The 23,701-nt window shown below is 39.9% G+C and carries 23 protein-coding genes; 9 read left to right on the forward strand and 14 right to left on the reverse strand.

The window, feature by feature from the left end; translation table 11 throughout:
* Nucleotides 1–48: 48 nt before the first annotated feature.
* The 5 genes from H8B06_RS01325 to mgrA all read left to right on the forward strand — a co-directional run bounded on the left by H8B06_RS01325 (nt 49) and on the right by mgrA (nt 6,351).
* Entirely contained in the window at nt 49–1,170 is a 1,122-nt protein-coding gene (locus H8B06_RS01325) for a vWA domain-containing protein (RefSeq protein WP_190992470.1), read from the forward strand.
* A gap of 68 nt (nt 1,171–1,238) precedes the next feature.
* The gene (locus H8B06_RS01330; protein WP_190992471.1) at nt 1,239–2,705 is read left to right on the forward strand and encodes a sigma 54-interacting transcriptional regulator; all 1,467 of its coding nucleotides are present in this window, start codon (nt 1,239–1,241) and stop codon (nt 2,703–2,705) included.
* 32 nt (nt 2,706–2,737) lie between these two features.
* Nucleotides 2,738–3,607 (forward strand): helix-turn-helix domain-containing protein, encoded by an 870-nt coding sequence (locus H8B06_RS01335; protein WP_190992472.1) that lies wholly within the window; start codon nt 2,738–2,740, stop codon nt 3,605–3,607.
* A gap of 146 nt (nt 3,608–3,753) precedes the next feature.
* Nucleotides 3,754–5,256, forward strand: coding sequence for an acyl-CoA dehydrogenase family protein (locus tag H8B06_RS01340; RefSeq protein ID WP_190992473.1), 1,503 nt, complete (start codon nt 3,754–3,756; stop codon nt 5,254–5,256).
* 63 nt (nt 5,257–5,319) lie between these two features.
* Nucleotides 5,320–6,351 (forward strand): L-glyceraldehyde 3-phosphate reductase, encoded by a 1,032-nt coding sequence (gene mgrA, locus H8B06_RS01345; RefSeq protein WP_190992713.1) that lies wholly within the window; start codon nt 5,320–5,322, stop codon nt 6,349–6,351.
* Here mgrA and H8B06_RS01350 read toward each other — a convergent pair.
* The gene (locus H8B06_RS01350) at nt 6,348–6,950 is read right to left on the reverse strand and encodes an NAD(P)H-dependent oxidoreductase (RefSeq protein ID WP_190992474.1); all 603 of its coding nucleotides are present in this window, start codon (nt 6,948–6,950) and stop codon (nt 6,348–6,350) included. The two genes, mgrA and H8B06_RS01350, sit on opposite strands and share 4 nt — an antisense overlap.
* Nucleotides 6,951–7,049: 99 nt before the next feature.
* Between H8B06_RS01350 and H8B06_RS01355 the strand changes: the two genes are divergently transcribed.
* On the forward strand, nt 7,050–7,970 hold the full coding sequence (locus tag H8B06_RS01355; protein ID WP_190992475.1) for a LysR family transcriptional regulator: 921 nt from the start codon (nt 7,050–7,052) through the stop codon (nt 7,968–7,970).
* A 51-nt stretch (nt 7,971–8,021) separates the two neighbouring features.
* Here H8B06_RS01355 and H8B06_RS01360 read toward each other — a convergent pair whose 3' ends face one another.
* On the reverse strand, nt 8,022–9,026 hold the full coding sequence (locus H8B06_RS01360) for a cytochrome d ubiquinol oxidase subunit II (RefSeq protein ID WP_190992476.1): 1,005 nt from the start codon (nt 9,024–9,026) through the stop codon (nt 8,022–8,024).
* Nucleotides 9,027–9,029: 3 nt separating this feature from the next.
* Nucleotides 9,030–10,370 (reverse strand): cytochrome ubiquinol oxidase subunit I, encoded by a 1,341-nt coding sequence (locus H8B06_RS01365; protein WP_190992477.1) that lies wholly within the window; start codon nt 10,368–10,370, stop codon nt 9,030–9,032.
* Between the two features lie 166 nt (nt 10,371–10,536).
* Here H8B06_RS01365 and H8B06_RS01370 point away from each other — a divergent pair, with 166 nt between their 5' ends.
* Nucleotides 10,537–11,625, forward strand: a complete 1,089-nt coding sequence (locus tag H8B06_RS01370) for a hypothetical protein (protein WP_190992478.1) — start codon at nt 10,537–10,539, stop codon at nt 11,623–11,625.
* Between the two features lie 67 nt (nt 11,626–11,692).
* On the opposite strand, the gene H8B06_RS01375 is transcribed toward H8B06_RS01370, so the two are convergent.
* Nucleotides 11,693–12,247, reverse strand: coding sequence for a DNA-3-methyladenine glycosylase I (locus tag H8B06_RS01375; RefSeq protein ID WP_190992479.1), 555 nt, complete (start codon nt 12,245–12,247; stop codon nt 11,693–11,695).
* A gap of 225 nt (nt 12,248–12,472) precedes the next feature.
* Here H8B06_RS01375 and H8B06_RS01380 point away from each other — a divergent pair, with 225 nt between their 5' ends.
* On the forward strand, nt 12,473–13,036 hold the full coding sequence (locus tag H8B06_RS01380) for a DUF1697 domain-containing protein (protein WP_190992480.1): 564 nt from the start codon (nt 12,473–12,475) through the stop codon (nt 13,034–13,036).
* A 10-nt stretch (nt 13,037–13,046) separates the two neighbouring features.
* Here H8B06_RS01380 and H8B06_RS01385 read toward each other — a convergent pair whose 3' ends face one another.
* Entirely contained in the window at nt 13,047–13,973 is a 927-nt protein-coding gene (locus tag H8B06_RS01385) for a hydrogen peroxide-inducible genes activator (protein WP_190992481.1), read from the reverse strand.
* A gap of 106 nt (nt 13,974–14,079) precedes the next feature.
* Between H8B06_RS01385 and katG the strand changes: the two genes are divergently transcribed.
* Nucleotides 14,080–16,287 carry a catalase/peroxidase HPI gene (gene katG / locus H8B06_RS01390; RefSeq protein ID WP_190992482.1) on the forward strand — a complete coding sequence of 736 codons (2,208 nt, stop codon included), beginning with the start codon at nt 14,080–14,082 and terminating at the stop codon, nt 16,285–16,287.
* A gap of 86 nt (nt 16,288–16,373) precedes the next feature.
* Here katG and H8B06_RS01395 read toward each other — a convergent pair whose 3' ends face one another.
* The 9 genes from H8B06_RS01395 to H8B06_RS01435 form a co-directional block, all read right to left on the reverse strand.
* Complete coding sequence (locus tag H8B06_RS01395; protein ID WP_190992483.1) at nt 16,374–16,646, reverse strand: DUF2249 domain-containing protein; 273 nt, start codon at nt 16,644–16,646, stop codon at nt 16,374–16,376.
* Between the two features lie 43 nt (nt 16,647–16,689).
* Nucleotides 16,690–17,121, reverse strand: coding sequence for an RrF2 family transcriptional regulator (locus H8B06_RS01400; protein WP_190992484.1), 432 nt, complete (start codon nt 17,119–17,121; stop codon nt 16,690–16,692).
* Between the two features lie 24 nt (nt 17,122–17,145).
* A complete protein-coding gene (locus H8B06_RS01405) occupies nt 17,146–17,469 on the reverse strand; it encodes a metal-sulfur cluster assembly factor (protein ID WP_190992485.1) in 324 nt (107 codons plus the stop codon).
* The gene (locus H8B06_RS01410) at nt 17,466–18,749 is read right to left on the reverse strand and encodes a heme-copper oxidase family protein (protein WP_190992486.1); all 1,284 of its coding nucleotides are present in this window, start codon (nt 18,747–18,749) and stop codon (nt 17,466–17,468) included. Before H8B06_RS01410 ends, H8B06_RS01405 begins: the two co-directional genes overlap by 4 nt.
* A gap of 7 nt (nt 18,750–18,756) precedes the next feature.
* On the reverse strand, nt 18,757–19,593 hold the full coding sequence (locus H8B06_RS01415; RefSeq protein WP_190992487.1) for a DUF2249 domain-containing protein: 837 nt from the start codon (nt 19,591–19,593) through the stop codon (nt 18,757–18,759).
* Between the two features lie 229 nt (nt 19,594–19,822).
* A complete protein-coding gene (locus tag H8B06_RS01420; protein ID WP_190992488.1) occupies nt 19,823–20,473 on the reverse strand; it encodes a hypothetical protein in 651 nt (216 codons plus the stop codon).
* A gap of 518 nt (nt 20,474–20,991) precedes the next feature.
* Nucleotides 20,992–21,903 carry a helix-turn-helix domain-containing protein gene (locus H8B06_RS01425; protein WP_190992489.1) on the reverse strand — a complete coding sequence of 304 codons (912 nt, stop codon included), beginning with the start codon at nt 21,901–21,903 and terminating at the stop codon, nt 20,992–20,994.
* A 34-nt stretch (nt 21,904–21,937) separates the two neighbouring features.
* Nucleotides 21,938–22,882, reverse strand: a complete 945-nt coding sequence (locus H8B06_RS01430; RefSeq protein WP_190992490.1) for an NAD-dependent epimerase/dehydratase family protein — start codon at nt 22,880–22,882, stop codon at nt 21,938–21,940.
* 4 nt (nt 22,883–22,886) lie between these two features.
* A complete protein-coding gene (locus tag H8B06_RS01435; protein ID WP_190992491.1) occupies nt 22,887–23,585 on the reverse strand; it encodes a type 1 glutamine amidotransferase domain-containing protein in 699 nt (232 codons plus the stop codon).
* Nucleotides 23,586–23,701 lie beyond the last annotated feature (116 nt).

The following is a 23,701-nucleotide window of genomic DNA, read 5'->3' on the forward strand; positions in this document are numbered from 1 at the left end:
TTACTTTTTTCAGACGCGATAAAGGTTATTATATCGTAAATTTAACTTATGAAGAAAGCGGAAAGAAATAAGGGATTTGTTTTCAAGCAGTACGAAGAACCCTTTCAGACGCCTTTTGATAAGTTATTTGAGATTTTCAAGGAACTCATCACCCATACTTCCGGTGATTTTGACGAAGCCATTGATTGGCTGCGGGAACTGGACAAAGAGTTCAAACTCACTACCCCGGAATATACCATAGACGATTTTATAGCGGATTTGAAGAATAAGGGATACATTGTGGAACGCCTTGGTTTGGGTAGTGACGGAAGTGTAGATATTACGTCGAAGATGGAAAAAGCACTCCGACAAAATGCCCTAGATCAAATTTTTGGCAAGATGCGTAAAGGTAAATCTGGGAATCACAAAACGAATTACCAAGGACGTAGTGATGAGAACACGGGAGATTTTAGAGATTATCAATATGGGGATAGTCTGGAGAAAATATCGGTGACAGAGAGTTTGAAAAATGCGCAGATAAACCACGGGATAGGGGATTTCAGCTTGTCAGAAAACGATCTGGTCGTAGAGGATACACAATTTAAATCACAGATGAGCACGGTGCTGATGATTGATATCAGCCATAGTATGATTCTATATGGGGAAGATCGGATTACGCCGGCAAAAAAAGTGGCTATGGCCTTGTCGGAGCTCATCCTTACACGTTACCCTAAAGATTCGTTGGATGTTATTGTCTTTGGCAATGATGCCTGGCCTATCGCGATCAAAGATCTACCGTATCTGCAAGTGGGGCCGTTTCATACGAATACCGTTGCGGGTGTACAGCTGGCCATGGACATACTCCGACGGAAACGCCATGCGAATAAGCAAATATTTATGATTACGGATGGGAAACCAAGCTGCTTGAACATGCCGGACGGTACGTACTATAAAAATCCTATGGGGCTGGATCCGTTTATCACTAGCAAATGCTATAGCGTGGCAGCGCAAGCACGAAAATTGGGCATACCGATTACGACATTTATGATCACGGCTGATCCCTACCTACAGGAGTTTGTCGATGAATTTACGGCGTCAAACCGGGGTAAAGCTTACTATACAGGATTGGGAGATTTAGGCGAAATGATTTTTGAAGATTACGAAGAAAATCGCAAAAAGAGAATCCGCTAAACAGCGGATGGAGAACAATAGAATAATGATTTTGTGCGCATTCACTTGCGCTTTTAATAGGATATTATATGGATTATACGAGGATAAAGACTTTTGGAGAACTGAAAAATACAGGATATACACCCAAAACGATCAAAGAAGAGCTACGTCAAAATCTAATTGCCAAAATACGGAAGGGGGAAACCGTTTTTGAAGGGGTACACGGATATGAGGATACGGTTATCCCAGAATTGGAAAGAGCTATTCTCTCCAAACATAATATCAATTTGCTCGGGCTTCGGGGTCAGGCAAAGACACGACTGGCAAGATTGATGGTCAATTTGTTGGATGAATATATTCCTGTTGTGGAGGGCTCGGAGATCAATGACGACCCATATCATCCCATATCACGTTATGCTGTAGAATTGCTGCGCGAGAAAGGCGATGATACACCCATCAGCTGGCTTCACCGAAATGAGCGTTTCGCAGAAAAATTGGCTACACCAGATGTAACGGTAGCCGATCTTATTGGCGATGTTGATCCTATTAAAGCAGCAAATTTGAGACTGAGCTACGCCGACGATCGTGTGATCCATTTTGGAATGATTCCCCGGGCAAACCGTTCGATATTTGTGATCAACGAACTGCCGGATCTGCAAGCCAGAATTCAGGTGGCGCTCTTTAATATTTTGCAGGAGGGTGATATACAGATTCGGGGATTCAAGTTGCGCTTGCCGTTGGATGTACAATTTGTGTTTACGGCTAATCCAGAGGACTATACCAATAGAGGAAGTATTGTGACGCCGTTGAAGGATAGGATAGGTTCGCAGATTTTGACGCATTACCCAGCATCGGTAGCGGTGGCCAAAACGATCACGGCACAGGAAGCAGACTTGGAGGCCGGGCAAAAGGAACAGATTTATGTTCCAGAGCTGGCACGAGAAATTGTGGAGCAGATCAGTTTCGAAGCTCGAAGTAGCGAATATATCGATGCGAAAAGTGGGGTCAGTGCGCGAATGAGCATTACGGCATTCCAAAACTTGCTGAGTACAGCTGAGTTGCGTATGTTGCGAAACGGAGACGCGACCACAGTGGTGCGGTTGAGCGATTTTATGGGGATCGTGCCAGCGATAACGGGAAAAGTAGAGTTGGTATACGAAGGCGAGCAGGAGGGAGCTGCGTCGGTAGCTATACAATTAATCGAAAATGCTGTAAAAACCCTTTTTCCTATCTTATTCCCTAAAATAGAGAAACTGGAAAAGGAAAACGAACAATATCCTTACGATGAAATTGTGCGCTGGTTCTCGGATTCGGATGGTATTGAATTACCCGATGAATTAACGGATAGAGATTATCAGCAAGTATTGGATCAAGTGGAGCCTATCCGTGCATTGATACGGCAGTATCAACCAGATACCAAACCGGAAGATATCTATTTTCTAAGTGAATTGGTGCTTTGGGGATTGACTTTATACAATAAATTAAGTAAATATAGGTTAGATAATGGATTGCAGTTTCAAGATAATTTCCAGCGATACCTTAGAAATAATATATAGAAATTGAAATCTGGAAATATAACAGAAAGGGCATGGAAAAGAATCAAATAAACGCAGACGAGTTTGTTTCTAAGTTCATGGACGGCAGCGTCGATCACCTGACCTACATCCAAACACCGATTAAGATATTTTCATTAAAGGATATAGCGCCCTATCTAAAAATACCTATTCCTCCGATTTTTTTTGGCTATAATCTGTTGATTTATATCACCGAGGGATATTTCACGCAGCAAATTGAATCGACAACTTTCATGGTTCAGGCTCCGGCCGTGTTAATTTGTAACTATGGACATATATCCGCCATCCATTCGGTTGATAAGTCTGCACAAGGTTATTGTGTCTTGATTAAAGAACAGGCCATGACATCCTTGTTCAGAGAGCAGGAAATCTTAAATATCTTTACGATTTCCCCCTTACTTAATCTAACGAAGTCCGACAGTCAGGAACTCAACACACTGCTTGATCTATTATATAAAGAAATCTATAATGAATTGCCTTACAAAGAGCTGTATGAAAGTATTTTCAAGACGGTTATTTTGAAGGTAATCAAATTGTCTGAGGCAAATAGATCGTTAGCACGTCGGCAAGAAATTGCCATTGCTTTCAAACAATTGGTGCATCTGCATTTTAATAAACATAAAACGGTTGATTTTTATGCAGATCGATTGGCTGTATCGATCAATTACCTCAATCGATGTGTCTCTTCTGTATTTAAAAAATCCTCAAAGGAACTCATCTTGGAGGTTACGATTATTTATAGTCAACTATTATTATTGGAGACCAGTAAAAGCGTAGCATCCATAGCTTATGAGTTAGATTTCGCTGACCCTTCCTATTTTGCACGCCTTTTTAAAAGGATTGTAGGTATGTCGCCTTCCGACTATCGGAAAAATGTCAAGTGATTTAAAAAGCTGCATGCACGTTTTGTCCTATATATTGTCCAAGTCCTCATGTTTTTTTTCTTCCTAACTACTTAATTTTGTTTCAGAAGTTGCTTCGGCCTTTTATAAACGGATAGCAACAAACATTTAAGAAAAATAGGATTGACATGAACGCAGTAAGAGAACAAATTGACTTTAATACGTATATCACCGATTTCAGAAAGCACCTAAAGCATTTGTTTCGTGAAGAATTTGATTATAATGCAATGAGTCTGCATCGGGACCTTCCGGCCGACTTTCTGTCGAAGATTATGGACAAAAAGCCTTTGGCAGTTGCGGTTCCGACACTTTATGGCGGGAGGGGTGTTTCTGTTAAAGAATGTCTGCATGTTCTTTCGGCGGCGTCTTATGAATCACTAGCGCTTTCCTTGATGTTTGGGATTAATATTGCCTTGTTCTTAGAACCATTGGCAAAATATGGTGATTATTCCGTTCAGGAACGCGTGTTTAAGCAGTTTATCGAAAACAAGGCTATGGGTGGGTTGATGATCACGGAAAAGGCTTATGGAAGTGATGCGTTGAACATGAAAACAGCTTACCAACAAGTAGAGAATGGCTACCATATTAAGGGACAAAAACATTGGCAAGGCTTGAGCGGTGCAGCAGACTTTTGGTTAGTAACTGCTCGCAAATTTAACCCAAATGGTGATTTAGCCAGAGATATCGATTTCTTTGTTACGGATAATAGTGTACCTGAACAACATATTCCGATGGTACACCGCTATAATAACCTTGGATTATATGCAATTCCCTATGGTATTAATGAGGTCGATTTGGTGGTGCCCGAGGAACAGAAGCTACTGGCAGAAAGTACCGGGATCAAATTGATGTTAGATATGCTCCACCGCAGTAGGTTACAATTCCCGGGTATGGGTATGGGATTTATTAAAAGGTTATTAGACGAATCGTTGCAACACTGTCAGACAAGAATGGTCGGTGGTGTTCCGTTATCAAATCTTGATTCCGTAAAATACCAGCTGGCAAGAATTCAGGCAGCTTATACTATCTGTTCCGGCATGTGTGCATTTAGTATGGGACAAAGCGGTATTGAGCACAATCTTGCAGCCCTCAGTATTGAAGCCAATACATTAAAGGCTTTGGTAACCGACCTGATGCAAGAATCGGCACAGATTAGTTTACAACTGGCCGGTGCAAACGGATTCCGCCTAGACCATGTAGCGGGTAGAGCTATCGTCGATAGCCGGCCATTTCAGATTTTCGAAGGCTCCAATGAGATGTTGTATGCGCAGATTGCAGAGGGCATACTTAAATTGATGCGTAAAGTAAAAGAGAATAACTTATTACAGTTCCTGACGACCTACAACCGTACGAATTTAAGTGCAGACTTCTTTCGGTCTTATTTAGACTTTAATCTTGATGGCGCCGTAAAACAGCGTGATTTGGTAACGCTTGGTAGTATGATTGCCCGTGTAATTAGTTTCCAGTTTGTTTTAACGCTGGATGGATTTAATACGCAACTGGTTGAAATTACAAGGCAGTATATTCTTAAAGATTTAGCGATGTTCCACGGACAACTGCATTCGAAAAACGATGCAGATCCTGTATTGGATTATGAGGCCAATTCAGATTGGGCTACTTTTTTAGTATAAAACTGCTGACTATTATAGTATATTAGCGTACTATAACGAATAGACAAAAATTGAATGAAAGATATGCATTATACGCCAAATCCAGATAGGTACCAGCAAATGGTATATAACAAATGCGGAAACAGCGGTTTAAAATTACCCGCGTTATCGTTGGGTCTATGGCATAATTTCGGCGACGACAAACCCCACCATATCAAACAGCAGATTTGCCGGACGGCATTTGATCTGGGGATTACTCATTTTGACCTTGCAAATAACTACGGCCCACCTCCCGGAACGGCGGAACTGGCTTTCGGCAGAATATTAAAAGAAGACTTTGCAGGCCTGCGGGATGAGCTTATTATTTCAACAAAGGCTGGTTACGATATGTGGCCGGGACCATATGGCGAATGGGGGAGCAAAAAATATCTGATAGCAAGCTGTGATCAAAGTCTTAAACGAATGGGGCTTGAATATGTTGACATTTTCTATTCCCACCGTTTTGACCCCAATACGCCGCTGGAAGAAACCATGCAAGCATTGGATCAGATCGTACGATCTGGGAAGGCATTATATGTAGGCCTTTCTTCTTACAATAGCAAACGAACAAAGGAAGCGGTTGCTATACTTAACGATCTTGGAACGCCATGTCTTATACACCAGCCGAGTTATTCTATGCTTAACCGTTGGATTGAAGATGACGGTCTGATCGATACGCTTGATGAGCTCGGTGTAGGCTCTATTGTCTTTTCTCCACTTGCCCAAGGCATGCTCACAACGAAATACCTAAAGGATATACCCGAAGACAGCCGTGCTAGCCAACATAAGTCACTAAACCCGAATTTTCTGAGCAATGAAAATTTGGAAAAGATAAGAGCATTGAACGCCATTGCTGAAGGTCGTGGCCAAACGCTTGCACAAATGGCTATTGCTTGGGTTCTCAAACAAGGGCGGATTACATCAGCCCTTATCGGAGCCAGCAGACCAGAGCAGGTTATCGATTGCGTAGGCGCGATACATAATCTTGATTTTACCGAAGCCGAACTTACCGAAATAGACCGTTTTGCCACGGATGGCGGACTGAATATCTGGGCAAGATCGGCAGAATTAGATTAAGTTTGGGGAGTGAAAATAGATTGTAGGTGACGAATGTATTCTTCGTGATATCCCGCTACTCTTTCTAACGTCGCATTTTTTTCCAAATCATGAAAATGAAACCCCGGAATGCGAATCATGCCCGTAAATTGGTTCATTTTATGGAAGCCGAACAACACGCCCTCATCAACCGTTGTTTGATCAAAGAACTCCCCGGGAAGCGTGAAAGCTGTTTCAGGGGCATTCCAGCTCGTCGTCACCATATATCTCTTGCCGTGCATCAATCCTCCTGTTCCGTAATTGATGGCAGGATTCTTTCGGCTTCTTCCATCATTGGCATAGATGCCGTTTTGATGCCCTGCGGTAAATACTTCGTCAATATATTTTTTCAACCGGTTAGGCACCTGGAACCACCAAATAGGCGTATGATATATAATAATCTCTGCCCATTTGAAGTTTTCCGCTTCTAATGCGGCATCAAGGTCGTCATTGATATCAGTAATGCGTATGTTAAAATCATTTTCTTTCAAAAAATCACTGGTCCAACCGGTAAGTGTACTATTAAAGCTTCCGCCGGAATGTGCAAAATGTTGTCCACCATTGATGATAAATATATTCATTCTTGTATCATTTAAATAATTAATACTGCAAATTTCTATTATAAATATTTATTATAAAAATAACTTAAATTGTATATTTGTATTATAAAAATAATAGATATGCGTTGGAATTTAGAATGGTTACGTACTTTTAAAGCGATTTATGAAACAGGCACGCTCTCGGCGGCGGCACAGGAATTGTTTATTTCCCAGCCAGGTGTAAGTCTTCATTTAAATTCGCTAGAAGCGTATACAGGTTATAAGTTATTTGATCGGGCGGCGAGAAGGATGGTTCCGACTGAAAAAGGTAAAATTCTCTACAATTTTATTCTGGAGCCGCTAAAAAAGTTGGAAACAGGAGAAGAAAATTTTCATAGACGTTCTGAAGAAGAAAGGGCAACGATAAGCCTAGGCATGTGTTTTGAAACTTTTCAATACACATTGGAAGAGCATATTAAGGAACTTCCATTCAACCTGATCATTAAGTTTGGTGAATATCCCCAGATGCAACAGGATTTAGACCATGGGTTACTTGATCTGATTGTAACGCCGCAAAAAGGAGCACAGCAAAATTTGGAATATAAGGCCTTTTCCAAAGAACGAATTGTATTGATTGCTGGAAATAATACCGATACTTCCAAATTGGAAAAACTCTTAGCGCAAAGAGAAAATAAACAAGCGGCCGTACTTTTAAAACAACAGCTTTGGTATAGCACTGCGGCTGATATGGAACATTTGAAAAAATTTTGGTTACAGCATTTTGGTGAACATCCCGATTTCAGCCCAAACTATATTGTACCCAATATCAGTTCCATCATTCGATGTCTACGGGACAGTACGGGATTTTCTGTCGTGCCGGATTTTCTCTGTCGTGATGAAATAGCATCTGCCAAAATAAAATTGGTTTGGGAAGGGGATAAACCGTTAGAAAACATCTTGTATTTTGGTACCCGTAAAAAAACGATGTATAAAAAAGAAATTGAAAAGCTACAAAGTTTATTCAAAGAAAAATGGGAGATGGCAAACGTCCTTGAAAAATAACGGAAGCATAGGATTCCCTCTGTCGGATCGATGTTTTTCGCAACAAGCAGATTACGTATTCTTACGGTGAAAAGAGTATAAAAGATAAAACAAAAAAGGGAGGATAAACACCGAACCAAGCAATAACGCCCATGCTAGTGCTTCTATTGTTTTTTCACTTCCTTGATGATCAAATAAAGAAAGCGATTCTTCATTGGCAAGGAGGATGAGGTCAGGGAAATGGTTGTATGTAGCGGCCACGAGAATCATAAAAGTCTGAAAGGCTACACATATGCGCATAATCGTACTTTTTTCTTTTGTGAAGGCCCAAAATAATACAATGATCGATAGGGTAGCCAATACCACAGCAATTTGACCTATAGTTTGTCCGAAGATCCAGTTGAATAAAGGAATATCCGCGAAATGAGCTGTTATAAAAACCGCAATACCGGATAATAATACAACAAAAAAATAAACTTTAGCCCTGCGGGTAAGATAGCGCATAAATTCGCTGCTTTCTGCTTCTCCGATAATATAAATTGAAGCTAAATATGCACTGATCGCAACGGTAAATACACCGACACTAATACCAAATGGATTCCACCAGCTATAAACATATGCGCTTAGGAAATCGGTATTATGTAAGTTGATGGAGCGGGAGACGGTGCTCGCAGCAATAAGGCCTAAAAAGAAGGGGGTGATCAAACTACTGATTTGGAAAATTCTATTGTAGACGATTTGCCAATCATCATCAATAGCATCATAGTGTCGAAATGTAAAAGCTGTACCTCTGGCAATAACACCCAATAACATAAGCACTAACGGGATGTGTAAATAGATCGATATGGTGCTGTATATGGTGGGGAATCCAACAAATAAAATTACAATGGCAATAATCAACCACATGTGGTTTGCTTCCCAAATTGGCCCAATTGATCTATAAGTGGTTCTTTTGACCTTTTGGATATGTTTTTTGCCCGTAAATATTTCCAATACGCCTACCCCAAAATCAGCGCCGCCGAGAATCAAATAAAGATAGAGTGATACCCATAAAAAAGCAATTACGACGTACAACATGGCCTAATGTTTTACATTATGTTTAAAATGAGGATCAGTGGGATCATAAAGTTTACCTACCATTTTCATCTGCCTGTAGAGTAAGAAGACCACAATGAGAGACAACGAGATAAATACGGCTGTGAAAATGTAAAATGAATATACGATTCCGGGCATCGGTGTAACGGCATCTTTTGTTCGCATGATCTCATAGATAATCCACGGTTGTCTGCCGACCTCTGTAACAACCCACCCCGCCTCCAGAGCGATATATCCCAACGGAATGGCAAAAACAAAAAGTTTCAGGAACCATGGAGACGAAAGCCAGCTATTTTTCTTCCATATCGCGATGAAATAGGTCAGTGAAATCAAACAGAGTAACATGCCTAAACTAATCATGATTTGAAAAGCGTAATGCGTGATGGCAATAGGAGGGAGATTTTCTTTTGGGAACTCATTTAAACCCTTCACCGGCGTTTCAAAATCGCCATGCACTAAAAAACTGAGAACTCCGGGCAGCTTAATCGCATAATCCACTTTTTGATTCTCTTCGTCGACGATTCCGCCTATAATGAAAGGCGAGTACGGTTCCGTATGAAAATGTGCTTCCATCGCCGCTAACTTGATGGGTTGGCGCTTGGCAACATCCTTTGCTGAAATATCTCCGCTGATAGGCTGTAATAAGGCTGCTATACAAGCGCAGGTCGCTGCAATAAAAAAAGCTCTACGGTGGAATTCGATGTTTTTATTTTTTAAGATCATTAAGGCATGAACGCCTGCCACTGCGAATCCTGTCGCGACAAAAGCGGCCAAAACCATGTGTAAAGCCTGCGAAAACCAAGCATCATTAAGCATGGCTTTGATAGGATCAATATTCGAGTAAACGCCATCATGGTAATCGAATCCGGAAGGACTGTTCATCCACGCGTTTGCTGCGACTACTAAGATACCCGATGCAAGCCCGCTAATACCCACTAATACACCTGTGGCCCAATGAAACCACTTGTTAAATCTGTTCCAGCCATATAGGAAAAAACCTAAAGCGATGGCTTCTATAAAAAAAGCGGTTCCTTCTAATGAAAAAGGCATCCCGAAAATTGGACCGGCATGTTTCATGAACCCGGGCCAAAGTAATCCTAACTCGAAGGAGAGCATGGTACCCGAAACAGCCCCTGTTGCAAATAAAATCGCTACACCTTTGCTCCATGCTTTTGTTAAACCTTTATAGAGTTCATCTCCTGTTTTTAAGTACTTGTAATGACTAATAGCCATGAATATGGGCATAACCATGCCTACACAAGCAAAAATGATGTGAAAGCCCAAAGAAAGCGCCATTTGTGATCGAGCCGCAATAAAATCGTCCATATTGGTCTAATTTAGTTATTTAAATTTTTAGTTATCCTTATAATCGCCAATTGTTTATGGATTGTTTTGTAAGTATTTGAATTTAAGTGTTATATGTTGTATGTAGATGCTTTGTATATAGGGGTTTCGATAGCTTTTATGTTTATAGCTGTACATTTATGGCATCATGAAGAAAGTAATTATTATTGCGATCTGTTGTGCTATCAGTAGCATTCATCTTTTTCAATCCTGCAAGAAAGGTGGGGATGATGAAAAAGACGAAGTGGAAGAGCGCCAGATAGTGGACTGGGGAGACGTTTATTTTATTGCTTATTCCTTGAAAACCAACGCAGGAATACCCGGTTATTTTAGAAATAATAAAGAATTTCCACTGGAAATCAGTACCGACATGCAGATCATCCCTACGGATATTTCCGTAGCATCAGGCGATGTATATGTAATCGGTACCGAATATAAGGGACAATCCGTTTCTGGTTCCCCTTCGAATGCGGTATTATGGAAAAACGGTAAGCGGTCAGAGCTGCATACTCCGGAAACTAAATATGAAGAAGCTACCGCGGTATTTGTCAGTGGAGAGGATGTTTATGTAGCGGGTTCGTATGTTCCGGCAGACGGCGAAAAAAGGATAGGGGTTGTTTGGAAAAATGGAGATCCCGCTATAGTCACCGATGGAAAAGAATCCACGACGTTTGCGGATCTTTTTGTGTCGGGAGATGATATCTATATAGTCGGTCATGAAAATACGCAAGGGGGGATTATATCCAAGTATTGGAAAAACAAAAAAGCGGTCAAACTGTCCGCCGGGGACGTTACTACCTACGCCAAGAGTATAGTCGTTGATGGGGCGGATATTTATGTATTGGGATATGTAGATAACCTATCGACAGAAGGTAGGAGCCTCAAGTTATGGAAAAATGGAAGGGCAGAAAAGCTGATTAGTGGTCGGTCTGTGATCAGGGGAGGGAAGATCGTTGTAGAAAATGGCCATACCTATGCATGTGGTTATGAACAAGTAGGAAGTAAGTATGAACCTAGACTTTTCAAAGACGGGGTTATGGAGCCACTGGAAGATAAAAACAGCGGTCATACCTATGCCTTGGATTTAAAAGTTTACAATGGGAATGTACTCGTGCTGGGTAGAATAGATTCCGAGTCAGTAATTGAATCTATACTTTGGATCAATGGCGTTCCAGCCAATATTGGAACCCTTGGAGCACGAGCGAGTTTGGTTGCTTTTGATGTCGTACCTCGGTAGAATGTAAAGCTTTAGTCGTTTATATAAAATATATTTTCATTTCTTGATCGTTATTGGAGATCGTAATTTAGTATTGCTTTGACCACATCGGATTTTGTTTCATAACCTTGTCATGTACCGGACAATTTTCTGTATGTGCCCCTTGTAAGTAACCAATGCTCATTAAAAATTCGTTTACGATTTCACCACCGGTAAAGCGGAATGTTTTTTTGAACAGTTTTACCCACTCTTCTTTGGTTTTCGGATGGTGGTGCTCCAGCCATTGTTCAAAAGAGCCGAATTCTTTTTGCAAGGCAAGAATTGTTTGTGCATTCTCTATCGCGGCATTTACTTTAAGCTTATTACGGATAACTCCGGGATCCGCCAAAAGCCTTGCTTTGTCTGCATCGGTGTAAGCAGCGACTTTTTTGATGTTAAAATCGCTATAAGCTCTCCTAAACGATATTTCCTTCTTTAAAATTGTTTCCCAACTTAAACCTGCCTGGTTAATTTCTAATATCAATCGGCCAAACAGTTCATTATCATCATGGATTGGAAAACCATAGTGATTATCGTGATAGTTTTTGTGCAAAGCCTTTTTTTCTTCGGATTGCATTGCTTCTATAGCAGAACAGTAACTCATATGTTATATTTTAGATGTCTATTTATATATATTAGATTGGTGTAACAATATACAAAAGATATTGATAATCAATCTAGCTTTTTGTTACTTCGACTAAAAGTTCATAGATAAATATTTATGGCAAAATATCTTGTTTTTTTAACAACGTTGTCAGCATATCTTTTGTAACTTTAACATCTATAGTAAATCCGTAAATCTAAAAACAAGAGCGTAGAAACAAATATAATGAAAAAGGCATCCAAGGATAGCATTTCCGGTTCTGGCAGTAGATTCTGCGCTTTTCTACGTGGCGTGAATGTGAAAGGCACGAATATGAAAATGGCAGAGGTTTGTGCTGTATTTGAAAAAGCGGGGATGAAAGATGTTTCCTCCGTGTTAGCTTCGGGAAATATTCTGTTTTCCTCTGAAAAAGAGGAGGAGGAGTTAAAACGAATACTGGAAAAGTCGATGTCAGAACACTTTTCATATGAAGCCTTTTTATTCGTAAAAAGTCAGCAGGAAATAGAGACGATCTTCCGTGAAACACCTTTTGAGACCAATGCCGAATATCATATTTATATTTTTGTGGGTGTGGAGGGTATAGCGAAAATATTGATGATGGAATTTGAAAAATCAAGAAAGGTTTCCGGGGAAGAGGCGCAGCTGATGGGACGTAATTTCTATTGGAAGATTTCGAAAGGAAATACCCTCGATTCTGAATTTGGGAAAATTCTGGGAAGAAAAAAGCTAAAAGATTCCTTTACTTCACGGAATCTTAACACGTTTGAGAAAGTGTTAAAGAAGCTATGATTTTACCGATTTAACTAGTGGACACTTTTTTCAAAATGGGATTTATCGCCGATAGGATTTCGTTTTCTAAAATATCCAGTAGCTTTTCTTTTACAAAATGGCGGTAAGTAATCATGCCGATTTCCCGCGCTGGTTCTGGTTTGGCAAAATGCTTTACACAAGCCTGTCTTTCTGATGTGAAAGCGAGAACTGCTAATTCGGGAATAATGGTAATGCCATTGGTCATCTCTACCAAATTGATTAGCGTTTCGATACTACCGGCGTCAAACGTTAGTTGTTCATTTTTCGAATTTGTCTTTTTTAATGAGCATAAATTCATCACCTGCGATCGTAAACAGTGCTCTTCCTCGAGCAACCACAACTTGCTGATATCGATATCATCAGACAAAATATAATTGCTTTTGAGTTTACTCTGGGGTTCCGGTGCAAAAACAAGCAACCTTTCTCTAAACAGTGGACGCGTTTTAAATTCATTGGCTTCCTGTTGAAGTGCGATTATACCTACATCGATTATATCTTTGCGAAGATAGTCTGTGATTTGTTGGGTACGTAGTTCTTTTAACTGTATCCTTAGCCTGGGGTACTTGGCAGTCATGCCCGGAATAAAATGATGCAGTAGATAGGGGGCTAAAGTTGGGATGATGCCGATTCTCAGTTCGCCTTGTATTTCATTTTCTGAAGCGACGTATTTTACTTCATACTGCATATTGTCAACGGCAGATAAAATGGTTCTGGCGTTTTCAATAACGATCTTACCCATTTCAGTGGGAATAATAGGGTGTTTTGACCGGTCAAAAATAACGACGTCCAATTCTTCTTCTAGTTTCTTCAGCATAATACTCAACGTCGCCGGTGTTACAAAACAGGCTTCCGCAGCTTTTTGAAAATGACGGTGCTCATCTATAGATAGTACGTAATGAAGTTGTTGTATATTCATATTAGATAAAATCTAATCAAAGATAAATATTTTTAGTTTTGTTTAATATTCTTTTTTTGACTCTTTTGTATCGTAAACAACGAAAGAAAACTTAAAGAGAATAATAATGGAAAACATTTCAGGAGACATCAGCAAATGCCCATTTCATAATGGAAACATGGGAGCAGTTAACCACAGTGGTAAAGGTACATCAAATACGCATTGGTGGCCGGAGCAATTGACAGTTGACGTGCTACGTCAGCACTCTCCGGTTGCAGCACCTTATAACACGTCGTTTAATTATAAAAAAGAATTCAATTCATTGGATTATGAGGCGTTAAAAAATGACCTCCACGCGTTGATGACAGATTCACAAGACTGGTGGCCGGCTGATTTTGGCCATTATGGTCCGCTGTTTATCCGTATGGCTTGGCACAGCGCCGGCACTTATCGCATTCAAGATGGTCGAGGCGGCGGCGGCAGGGGGCAACAACGCTTTGCTCCGCTGAATAGCTGGCCGGACAATGTGAGTTTAGATAAAGCCCGTCGTTTGTTGTGGCCGATCAAGAAAAAATATGGCAAAAAGATATCTTGGGCGGACTTAATTATCTTAGCGGGTACAGTAGCGCTGGAATCCATGGGATTTGAACCCCTCGGTTTTGCAGGCGGACGGGAAGATGTCTGGGAAGCAGATAAAGATGTATACTGGGGAGATGAAAAAGAATGGTTGGCACACCGTAACCCCGCGGAATTAGAGAACCCACTTGCAGCTACGGAGATGGGTCTGATTTATGTCAACCCAGAAGGACCTAATCGGAATCATGACCCATTAGACGCGGCCAACGCGATTCGTAAAACCTTCGCTAACATGAATATGAACGATGAAGAAACTGTAGCCCTCATCGCAGGTGGACATACTTTCGGAAAAACACATGGTGCGGCAGCTGCGGATACACATGTTGGCATTGACCCGGAAGGCGATGAATTGGAATATCAGGGATTGGGATGGCGGAATGCATATGGTACAGGCTATGGAGATGATACCATTACGAGTGGACTTGAGGTAACCTGGACCTATCATCCAACTCGCTGGGATAACGAATTCTTCCATATTCTTTTTGCCTATGAATGGGAGTTAGCTGAAGGCGAAGGCGGTGGCTATCACTGGCGACCGAAAGATAATGGTGGGCAGGATATGGTACCTATGGCACATTCGGAAGGTCGTCGAGAACCACGGATGTTGACCACGGATATCTCTTTACGCGTGGATCCGATTTATGCGAAAATTTCTCGTCGTTTCAAAGATGATCAACAGGCATTTTCGGAGGCGTTCACAAAAGCCTGGTTTAAACTGACCCACCGTGACCTAGGTCCTAAATCGCGTTACATAGGTCCGGAAGTTCCACAAGAAAACTTCGTATGGCAGGATCCCATCCCCGCCGTAGACTTTGAATTGATCGATGAGCTTGATATAGAAAAACTGAAGAGAGACGTGTTGACATCCGGTTTATCGGTTTCCCAATTGATCGCTACTGCTTGGGCTTCTGCTTCTACTTTCCGTGGAGGAGACAAACGCGGAGGTTCCAATGGAGCCCGGATTCGCTTGGCACCGCAGAAAGATTGGGCGGTGAATAATCCAGCGGTGCTTGAGCAGGTATTAAATGTTTTGGAAAAAATACAGATTTACTTTCATGAACAGCACGAAGGAAATAAAAAAGTGTCTCTAGCAGATCTTATTGTATTAGCCGGAAATGCAGCAGTAGAAAAGGCAGCAAAAGATGCAGGAGTAGATATTACTGTGCCGTTTACTCCAGGCAGAAACGATGCAACGGCAGAACAGACAGACGTCGAGTCGTTCCAATATCTAGAACCTTATGCAGATGGGTTCCGTAATTATCTAAAAGCAAAAACTACGGTGTCTACAGAATCTTTATTGATCGATAAAGCACAGTTGTTGACGCTTACCCCACCTGAAATGACAGTTTTGATTGGCGGTATGCGTGTATTGGGTGCCAATTACGATCATTCCAGTCTAGGCGTGTTTACAGACCGTGTCGGCGTATTGAGCAACGACTTCTTTATAAATCTTCTAGATATGAATACGGCTTGGAAAGCTACGGACGCCACAAAAGAGGTTTATGAGGGGGTAGACCGCCGGTCTGGCGAAATAAAATGGACAGCTACCCGCGCTGATTTGGTATTTGGTTCGCATTCCGAGCTGAGAGCATTAGCTGAAGTTTACGCTGCGAATGATGCAAAAGAAAAAATGGTTCAAGACTTTGTAGACGCTTGGGCAAAAGTCGCTAATCTAGACCGTTTTGATCTAAACCGCTAATCCACGCTTTAGGTACCGACGGAAGAGCCTATACTAAAAATTAACTGTTAAACTCTTTGTTTTGCAAATTTAAAGTGCCCTGTTGATTAGATCTTCAGGGCCTTTATATTATTTTCTACTTTAATGACCCTGACTTTCCATTCTTCTGGACCTTTTTCCAGGTATTCCCAACGGAATGGTTCGGTGCCATATATAGAGCGAAACTCGTAAAACAAAGGAATTGGGTCATGATCGTTTATGAAAATAAAGCTTTCGTCTACAGGGAGCTCTTTGAAAAGTTTAATTAATAATTCGTGTCGTTGAATGGGAATCAGTACCCGTACGTCCAATTCTCCGTCTATGTTTTTTTCTAAAGTCATTTTTCTAAAATTTAATATATGAACGTTATGGAATAATTTGGTCTTAATCGATCAGATAGGCTAATCCCTTGGTTACCGATTGGCAAAGGTCTCTGACTTTTTGCTTGTTGAACATTTTCTCGATGAGTTCTCTGGCGATTTTGTATTCATCATGGATTGGGCAAGGATGGGCTGCGGAACATTTGCGCAGACCAAGACCACATTCTTTAAAAATATGATCACCTTCTATCGCTTCTACAATATGGATAATAGCTTGTTCTTGCTGTTTCTCATCGAGATAAAAACCGCCAGTAGGGCCCTTCAGGCTATTTATTATCTTTTTTCGAGCCAATTGCTGTAATATCTTCCCAACGGTATGCTCACTGGCATTGATTCTATCGGATATGTCTTTGATATTGGATTTTTCTCCATTTTCACTTTTGCTCGAAAGATAAATGACAGCTTTAATCGCCGTTTTACAAGTTAAGCTCAGCATATTGTTTGATTTTGTGCTAGATGTTTATCGTCCTAAAAATTCTCGTCCCTCCGGAGAGATCATACTAAAATTCCATGTGGGTTCGAAGACCAGGTGAAGGATTATTTCCCAACCGGGGAAGGATTTCGTAAGCGAATCACGTGTATCGGTTGTAATGGCTTCGCCCATAGGGCAAAATTGTGTAGTTAAAGTCATAAAGCATATAATTTTATTGTCGGCATCATCAAAATATAGTTCATAGATCAGGCCTAAATCGACAATATTCAACCCTATTTCCGGATCTTCTACATGAGATAGCCCTAATAGCGCGTGATCGCATTTTTCTTTATTATTTGTTTTGATATTCATAATTGTCTTGCTTTATGTGCAGCGGTGACTATCACATTGTATACATATAAAATAGCAGCAATGAGTAAAGCCAATGCACCTATTTTTAAAATAACTTGGTTGCGTATGATCATGCCGAGGATAAATAGTGTAAAACCTACGAGATAACTGTATAACATAATTTGGTAAATACGATCATTAAATATTTCTTTCGGTGTCGGGGTTTTCCCTTGGTGCGCTTTGTTACGATAAATCTTGTTCCAAACAATAAAGGGCATCGTTTTGAAAGTCATACCCAAAATGATAGCCGTAAGCCAGCCAAAAAAGATACAGAAGCCGTAGATCATGACCATGCCGGGAAATTGTTCTTGTGGTAAAAGTGCCAATGCAATGATCAACATTACAAGAGGCAATAGCATCTGGGCAACCGAAATCAAGGAAGTCTTCATTTGCTGATCAACTCTTTTCCGGATTCTAACCTTATAAGCTTGATAACAGTGGTTTCCGAACAATAAAATAGCGGATAAACCCAAAACTATCGGTATATAAAATGTTAAGGTCGAAAAACCGGCCAGATAGCATACAGAAAAGCTGATCAATGCTATATTGAGCAATGCAAAAATCAACCATAGTATCCTGTCATTGGTATATTTGGAAATCATAAACATGGGGATTAATCGGGATCCCACACCGATAACCATCAATACAAACCAGCCTACAATACCCAAATGGGCATGGAAGGAGAGGTAGTCTACCGAATTGCTAGGTAGTATCGGGCTGCGAAAATTCAATACCAATAACAACCCGAAAAATGTGGTAGCAAACAGCCATAGGGTAGAAGTGATCACGTACCAAGCATGTACATTCCATCTGTTGCTTTTAAAGGAGCTACCTAAGACATTGGCTAGATAGCAGATGACACCGATATTGACCAGGATAGCACCGATTTGCAGCGTTAGCCCCATATTAAACACATAGAAGCCATAAACCAGAAGCGGCGTGCCGATAGCTGTAAAAATAAAGGTCAGGTATGCCAACCGATCGCTGTCTAGTTCACCTTCTACCAATACGGGTAAAAGCTGATGAGATGCACCAAAGATAATCATCGTGCCCCAAGCTAACGCCATGGTGTGTGTAATAGCAAGAGCTTGTGGATTAAAATAATGTGCCCCAACAGTCTCTGTATGGCATAAAAGTAGGATGGTTCCCGTTAAAAAGCCGAGCGCAGCATAAATATAAAATGGTAAAACTACTTTGTAGTTTGTCGTTTTCTGCAATCCGCCGATAAGAGGAGACATCATAAGGTAATTATTTATTTTTAAATATCAACAAGTAAACCTCGCCATCCTGTACTTCTTTTATTCTGTAGTCAAATTCTCTTTCTGCCAGTTCTTCTAAAAGATACACCGGAATCCTTTTGTGATGCACATAAAGTGCGTTGTCCGAAGGTAATGTCTCTAAATTTTCCAGTATAGTCATCATAGGCATGGGCATTTCTAGTTGACGGACATCTATTTCAACCATATTATCCGCATACTGCTTGAGTAACATTTGCCAGTCGCCCGATGCTACTAGCTTCTTTTTCTCTACAGGAACGTCTTTTACGGGCTTTTCATCGGTAGCTATTTTATAGAAAAAAGTTTCTATCGTATCTGTATCAATAGGATTGACATAACTCTTAAAACCTTGCCTTTCCAATAGTTTGATTAATGGGACGGGTTCAAAACTGTTGATGATGACGAGTACTTCTCCAGGAAGTAACGATTTTACCTTTTGTTGTATCGCTTTCAATGGATCGCTTCCCTTCGCTAACATCTCCCGCACATCGAAGTTGATCAATTGATTGGGATGTATATGTTGTAGATACGCTGGTTTCGGCTTATTATTGGCAACGCTGTTTTCAGCATTGTCTGTTTGTGCATAATCCCTTTCAAAACCCAGAGGAGCCAGTGCTTTGAAAAAGTCTTCCGGTTTGCAGCCTCCTATTTTTGAAGCCATAGCGATTGTTGTTCTCCCTGCCATCAATGCTCTCAAAAGGGGATTTCTTAGCTTTTTAAAATCCGGACTAAGCTTTACAATCGTTTCTAATGCATCGGGATGATATTTCAGCAATGCTGCGATTTTGGTTCGTTCATTGATCAACATATTCTATTCATTTATTGTTTGTTCGTTTGATAGCTCGCTTATTTTTGCCTACCCGAATGTACCACCATTGTGGTCCCTCTTGGAGGTGCCTGTTTGCATGTGTAAACCTTTTAAGGAGCTAATCTAGAACAAATGTAAATAATAATTTATAAATAAAAGTATTAAAGTACTTTTATTCTTTTATAGCTATTGGATTCTATGAACAGGCTCTTCTGCATGCGAACAAAAACTACCGCACCCGCAAACTCACGACAGCACTCCAATCCCCAACGCCGTGACGGTTTATTGCACGCACTTTTGCAAAGACTGTAGATCGGGATGGTACGCTTTTAATCAAGTTTTTTCGGGAACGGGTAGTAAAAAGTGATTGCTCCCATTGAAGCTCTGAAGATTCCGGTGGCACATCTTCACCTGATATCCATATTGCATAGGTATATTCATAGGTCATATCTCTGCCTAACGAATTGAAATCGAAGTATAGTTCATCGCTAACTCGCCCATCCGAAAGTCGACCTCCAGTGGGCATCTCTGGAACAGTCCCTTTCTTTCTGCCGGTAAATACTGGAAATCCCGATGAGTACAAGATGGACAGCTCGCCTTTTGCCACATAGTTGACATAGCCTGCCAGCTGGCCTAACAATTGTGACAGCTTAGCTTTACTTTCACGTTTTAATTCCCTATCTATACGTCCATGAGTCCAGTTTGCACGCGCTAAGTACACCGCATACTCATTATAAGCATTTTCGATTTCTTCAAGCGAAGGAGTAGGAGTCGGGAACTTAGGGTTTCCACTCATAGAAGTAAGGATAATATCTGCTTCCACAAGTAATTTGTTGTCTTTATGATGGACGAAGCCACCTAACACACGTATATAGTTCATAATTAATGATATTAGACATATCTAAATTTAGGGTTTAGTTATTTAAATTTCAAACTTTACCGTTATATCATGATATATTAACGATATTAAAATTTATATAAACGATATCGAAATAAAAAAAGACGTTCTATATAAGAATCATAACGTTTAAAAAAAATATATTCACGTTTTATTATGAATAATAAACAATATTTTAAATAATAAAAACGGTAAATTGAGATATAATATCAATACTATAATTAGTATAAACGATTTACTAAATAAATAAAACGAATATAAAGGAGACAATACCGTTTAAAGAAGATATCCTATCGTTTATATGATATTAATAAACGATATAATAATAAATAATATCGTCTTTATATTATAATAAAACGTTTATTTAAATAAGTACAACGTTAGTTTGCAATATAAATACGTTATTTTAAATATAAGTAACGTTATATTTTCGCTTAGCTTATTCCTCGAATAATACACTTTTTATTTGTTATTAGCACAAAACTCGTACTCTTTTTACATTAATTAAAAGACTGTCTAAACTCCAATGGGGAAACAGAAGTTCGGGTTTTAAACAGGCGATGAAATGACTGTGCATGTTCAAAACCTAAATGATAGGCAATTTCAGATACGGACATTGAGGTTGTTGATAGCAGCTCTTTTGCTTTTTCAATGACACGGTATTGTATATGTTGTTGTGTCGTTTGCCTTGTATGTGCTCGTAGCATATCACTAAGATAATTGGGACTTAAATTCAATTCATTGGCTACAAATAGAACGGTAGGAATACCGTTATCCGCTAATTTGTCATTTTTGAAATACTCGTCCAGCAGAGCTTCCAATTTGGTCAGTAAATCGTTGTTGACCTTCTTTCTTGTCAAGAACTGACGATTATAAAAGCGGTCACAATATTTCAGCAACAAATCAATATTTGACACCAGTAAATCTTGCGTATAAGCATCCATATTGTCATCTATTTCTTTATTGATATTGTCTATAATGTGCATGATAGCGTTTTCTTCTTTCTCGGAAAGATGTAGCGCTTCATTGCTCACATACGAGAAATAGCCGTATTTCTTGATTTCGGATGCCAAAGGATAGCTATGAAGAAAATCGGGGTGCACCACCAATACAAAGCCCTTTACGCCGTTGAGAAGTACATCTTCAAACTGTAAGACTTGGTGTGGGGCGATAAAGTACATAATCCCCTCGTCAAAATCATAATATTGCTGACCGTATTTACATTTTCCACCTGCACAGTCTTTTTTTAAGGCGACCACGTAAAAATCAGTTGTAATAGCATTCAAAATCGTTTCCGGCTCTAATTTTACATCATCAAAATTAAACACACTTATTAGTGGATTGGACGGTTTGTTCAATCCCAAAAACTGATGCAGAGCGTTTATGGAAGGTACTTTTGTCGGAGCTTTCATTTACTGATTTTCTGATTTATACATAGCTAAATTACTACTTTTCTTTTTCGGTTTGAATTTGCTCATTTCTAATTTGCTCTATTCCCTGTCTGTAAGTTGTCACCTGAAATTCGGGAAATCGCTTTTTGAATTTAGAAATATCAAAAAGGTTATCGTGCTCATAGCGTGGCAGTAACTCCTGTAACTCCTTTAGGCTCTTATTAAACAGCGAACCTATTTTAAATACAAATTTCGGAACAACGGAATACTTTAATTCTTTACCATAGATTTCAGAAGCGAACGTAATAAATTCTTTATAGGTAGGATTGCTTTCATCAATAGGCAAATGCCAGGTCTGCCCGAAAGCATCGGTCGTATTGCCAATTAAGGCCGTTGCTCGACTTGCGTCAGGTGTCCAAATCAGACTTCTTTTTTTTGTGTCGCTTAAAGGCACTCTGAGTTTTTTGTCTGCTCTGATATTATCGAAAATCAAGGTATTGGTAATGCTTTGCGTTTTTCCTGTTCCGTAAAATTCGGGAGCACGACAGATAGCGGCTTCCAATTCGCCTGATTGAATCTCTCGTAAAACCATTTCTGCCATTTCTTTTCTCACTTTTCCTTTTCTCCCCACAGGGGTGAATGGCGTTTGCTCAGTGATTACTCGGCCGTCTTGTGGGTACATATAAGTATTGTCAAAAAACACCAATTTTGTTCCAGTGATTTTACAGGCATCAATTACGTTGCGAAGAATAAGAGGGAATTGTTGTTCCCACAATTCAGAACTCATCGGAAGCCCTAAAGTGAAGTAAGCTATTTCACTGCCTTGTACAGCTTCAATGGTTTGCTCACGAATGGATAAATCTGCTGAGAATACGGTATCGGTATCGTTTACTTTTTTAGCCTTACGGCTTACAATTTTAATATCAGAAGTATAATTTCTTTTCAGTTCCCGCGCCAATTCCTCACCAATTTGACCATTTGCACCTAATATCGTTTGCATCTTTTTATCTTTTATTTTTCAATTTTTGTATGATTACTTTTGCAATTTCTTTTGAGCTGAAAGGGTTTTGTCCGGTGATTAAATTCCCATCCACAACCACTTTGGAAGTCATCGGGATAAATGCCTTTTTATAGTTGGAAGTCCTCTTTTTCAATTCGGTTTCGAGATTAAATGGTACTTCTTTTTTTCGTTTGGCTAAACTTTCTTCAAACCAACTAAAACCCGTCATCGTTTTGGCTTGTATTAAATATCTTCCGTTGGATAGTTTTACGTTCAATAACCCACCAACTCCATGGCAGACTGCCGAAACGATTTTACCTATTTCGTAATGTTCTCTGATAATGTTTTGCAGGTTGATATCATTAGGAAAATCATACATCGTACCATGTCCACCAGCGAGATAAATAGCATCAAATTGTTGCATGTACACATTGGTTAGGCTCTTACTATTTTTTAGCAATTCCCGAAATGAGGGATCATTCCAATATTGCTTAGAAATTTTATCCAACGTAAAGCGTTTTAGGCTTTCGGGATCAATAGGGACATTGCCACCATTCGGGCTTGCAATAGTTACCTCGTAGCCATTAGCTATTGCTTCGTGATATAGGTGTGTCAATTCGCTAAGCCATAGACCGGTTTCTAATTCTCTGTTTTCATAAACATTGATATTGGTTACAACGATTAAAATTTTCAAAATACCCATATTGCTATTTTTTTTAATACTACAAAGGTCGGCATGAAAATTAAGGTAAATGTAACTTAATTAAGGTAGGTTGTAACAAAATCTCTAATTATAATATCGAGCCCCTAGGTCCTCAT

Source organism: Sphingobacterium micropteri, assembly GCF_014692515.1.
In the GTDB taxonomy this organism is placed as follows: domain Bacteria; phylum Bacteroidota; class Bacteroidia; order Sphingobacteriales; family Sphingobacteriaceae; genus Sphingobacterium; species Sphingobacterium micropteri.

Excerpts from the sequence above, each read along its gene's own strand:
- H8B06_RS01400 (WP_190992484.1), bottom strand. The coding sequence starts at position 17,121 with ATGCTGAGCTTAACTTGTAAAACGGCGATTAAAGCTGTCATTTATCTT.
- H8B06_RS01325 (WP_190992470.1), top strand. The coding sequence starts at position 49 with ATGAAGAAAGCGGAAAGAAATAAGGGATTTGTTTTCAAGCAGTACGAA.
- H8B06_RS01395 (WP_190992483.1), bottom strand. The coding sequence starts at position 16,646 with ATGACTTTAGAAAAAAACATAGACGGAGAATTGGACGTACGGGTACTG.
- H8B06_RS01385 (WP_190992481.1), bottom strand. The coding sequence starts at position 13,973 with ATGAATATACAACAACTTCATTACGTACTATCTATAGATGAGCACCGT.
- mgrA (WP_190992713.1), top strand. The coding sequence starts at position 5,320 with ATGCATTATACGCCAAATCCAGATAGGTACCAGCAAATGGTATATAAC.
- H8B06_RS01420 (WP_190992488.1), bottom strand. The coding sequence starts at position 20,473 with ATGAACTATATACGTGTGTTAGGTGGCTTCGTCCATCATAAAGACAAC.
- H8B06_RS01375 (WP_190992479.1), bottom strand. The coding sequence starts at position 12,247 with ATGAGTTACTGTTCTGCTATAGAAGCAATGCAATCCGAAGAAAAAAAG.
- H8B06_RS01330 (WP_190992471.1), top strand. The coding sequence starts at position 1,239 with ATGGATTATACGAGGATAAAGACTTTTGGAGAACTGAAAAATACAGGA.
- H8B06_RS01365 (WP_190992477.1), bottom strand. The coding sequence starts at position 10,370 with ATGGACGATTTTATTGCGGCTCGATCACAAATGGCGCTTTCTTTGGGC.
- H8B06_RS01415 (WP_190992487.1), bottom strand. The coding sequence starts at position 19,593 with ATGTTGATCAATGAACGAACCAAAATCGCAGCATTGCTGAAATATCAT.
- H8B06_RS01410 (WP_190992486.1), bottom strand. The coding sequence starts at position 18,749 with ATGATGTCTCCTCTTATCGGCGGATTGCAGAAAACGACAAACTACAAA.
- H8B06_RS01405 (WP_190992485.1), bottom strand. The coding sequence starts at position 17,469 with ATGAATATCAAAACAAATAATAAAGAAAAATGCGATCACGCGCTATTA.
- H8B06_RS01425 (WP_190992489.1), bottom strand. The coding sequence starts at position 21,903 with ATGAAAGCTCCGACAAAAGTACCTTCCATAAACGCTCTGCATCAGTTT.
- H8B06_RS01340 (WP_190992473.1), top strand. The coding sequence starts at position 3,754 with ATGAACGCAGTAAGAGAACAAATTGACTTTAATACGTATATCACCGAT.
- H8B06_RS01435 (WP_190992491.1), bottom strand. The coding sequence starts at position 23,585 with ATGGGTATTTTGAAAATTTTAATCGTTGTAACCAATATCAATGTTTAT.
- H8B06_RS01380 (WP_190992480.1), top strand. The coding sequence starts at position 12,473 with ATGAAAAAGGCATCCAAGGATAGCATTTCCGGTTCTGGCAGTAGATTC.
- H8B06_RS01355 (WP_190992475.1), top strand. The coding sequence starts at position 7,050 with ATGCGTTGGAATTTAGAATGGTTACGTACTTTTAAAGCGATTTATGAA.
- H8B06_RS01370 (WP_190992478.1), top strand. The coding sequence starts at position 10,537 with ATGAAGAAAGTAATTATTATTGCGATCTGTTGTGCTATCAGTAGCATT.
- katG (WP_190992482.1), top strand. The coding sequence starts at position 14,080 with ATGGAAAACATTTCAGGAGACATCAGCAAATGCCCATTTCATAATGGA.
- H8B06_RS01350 (WP_190992474.1), bottom strand. The coding sequence starts at position 6,950 with ATGAATATATTTATCATCAATGGTGGACAACATTTTGCACATTCCGGC.
- H8B06_RS01430 (WP_190992490.1), bottom strand. The coding sequence starts at position 22,882 with ATGCAAACGATATTAGGTGCAAATGGTCAAATTGGTGAGGAATTGGCG.
- H8B06_RS01360 (WP_190992476.1), bottom strand. The coding sequence starts at position 9,026 with ATGTTGTACGTCGTAATTGCTTTTTTATGGGTATCACTCTATCTTTAT.
- H8B06_RS01335 (WP_190992472.1), top strand. The coding sequence starts at position 2,738 with ATGGAAAAGAATCAAATAAACGCAGACGAGTTTGTTTCTAAGTTCATG.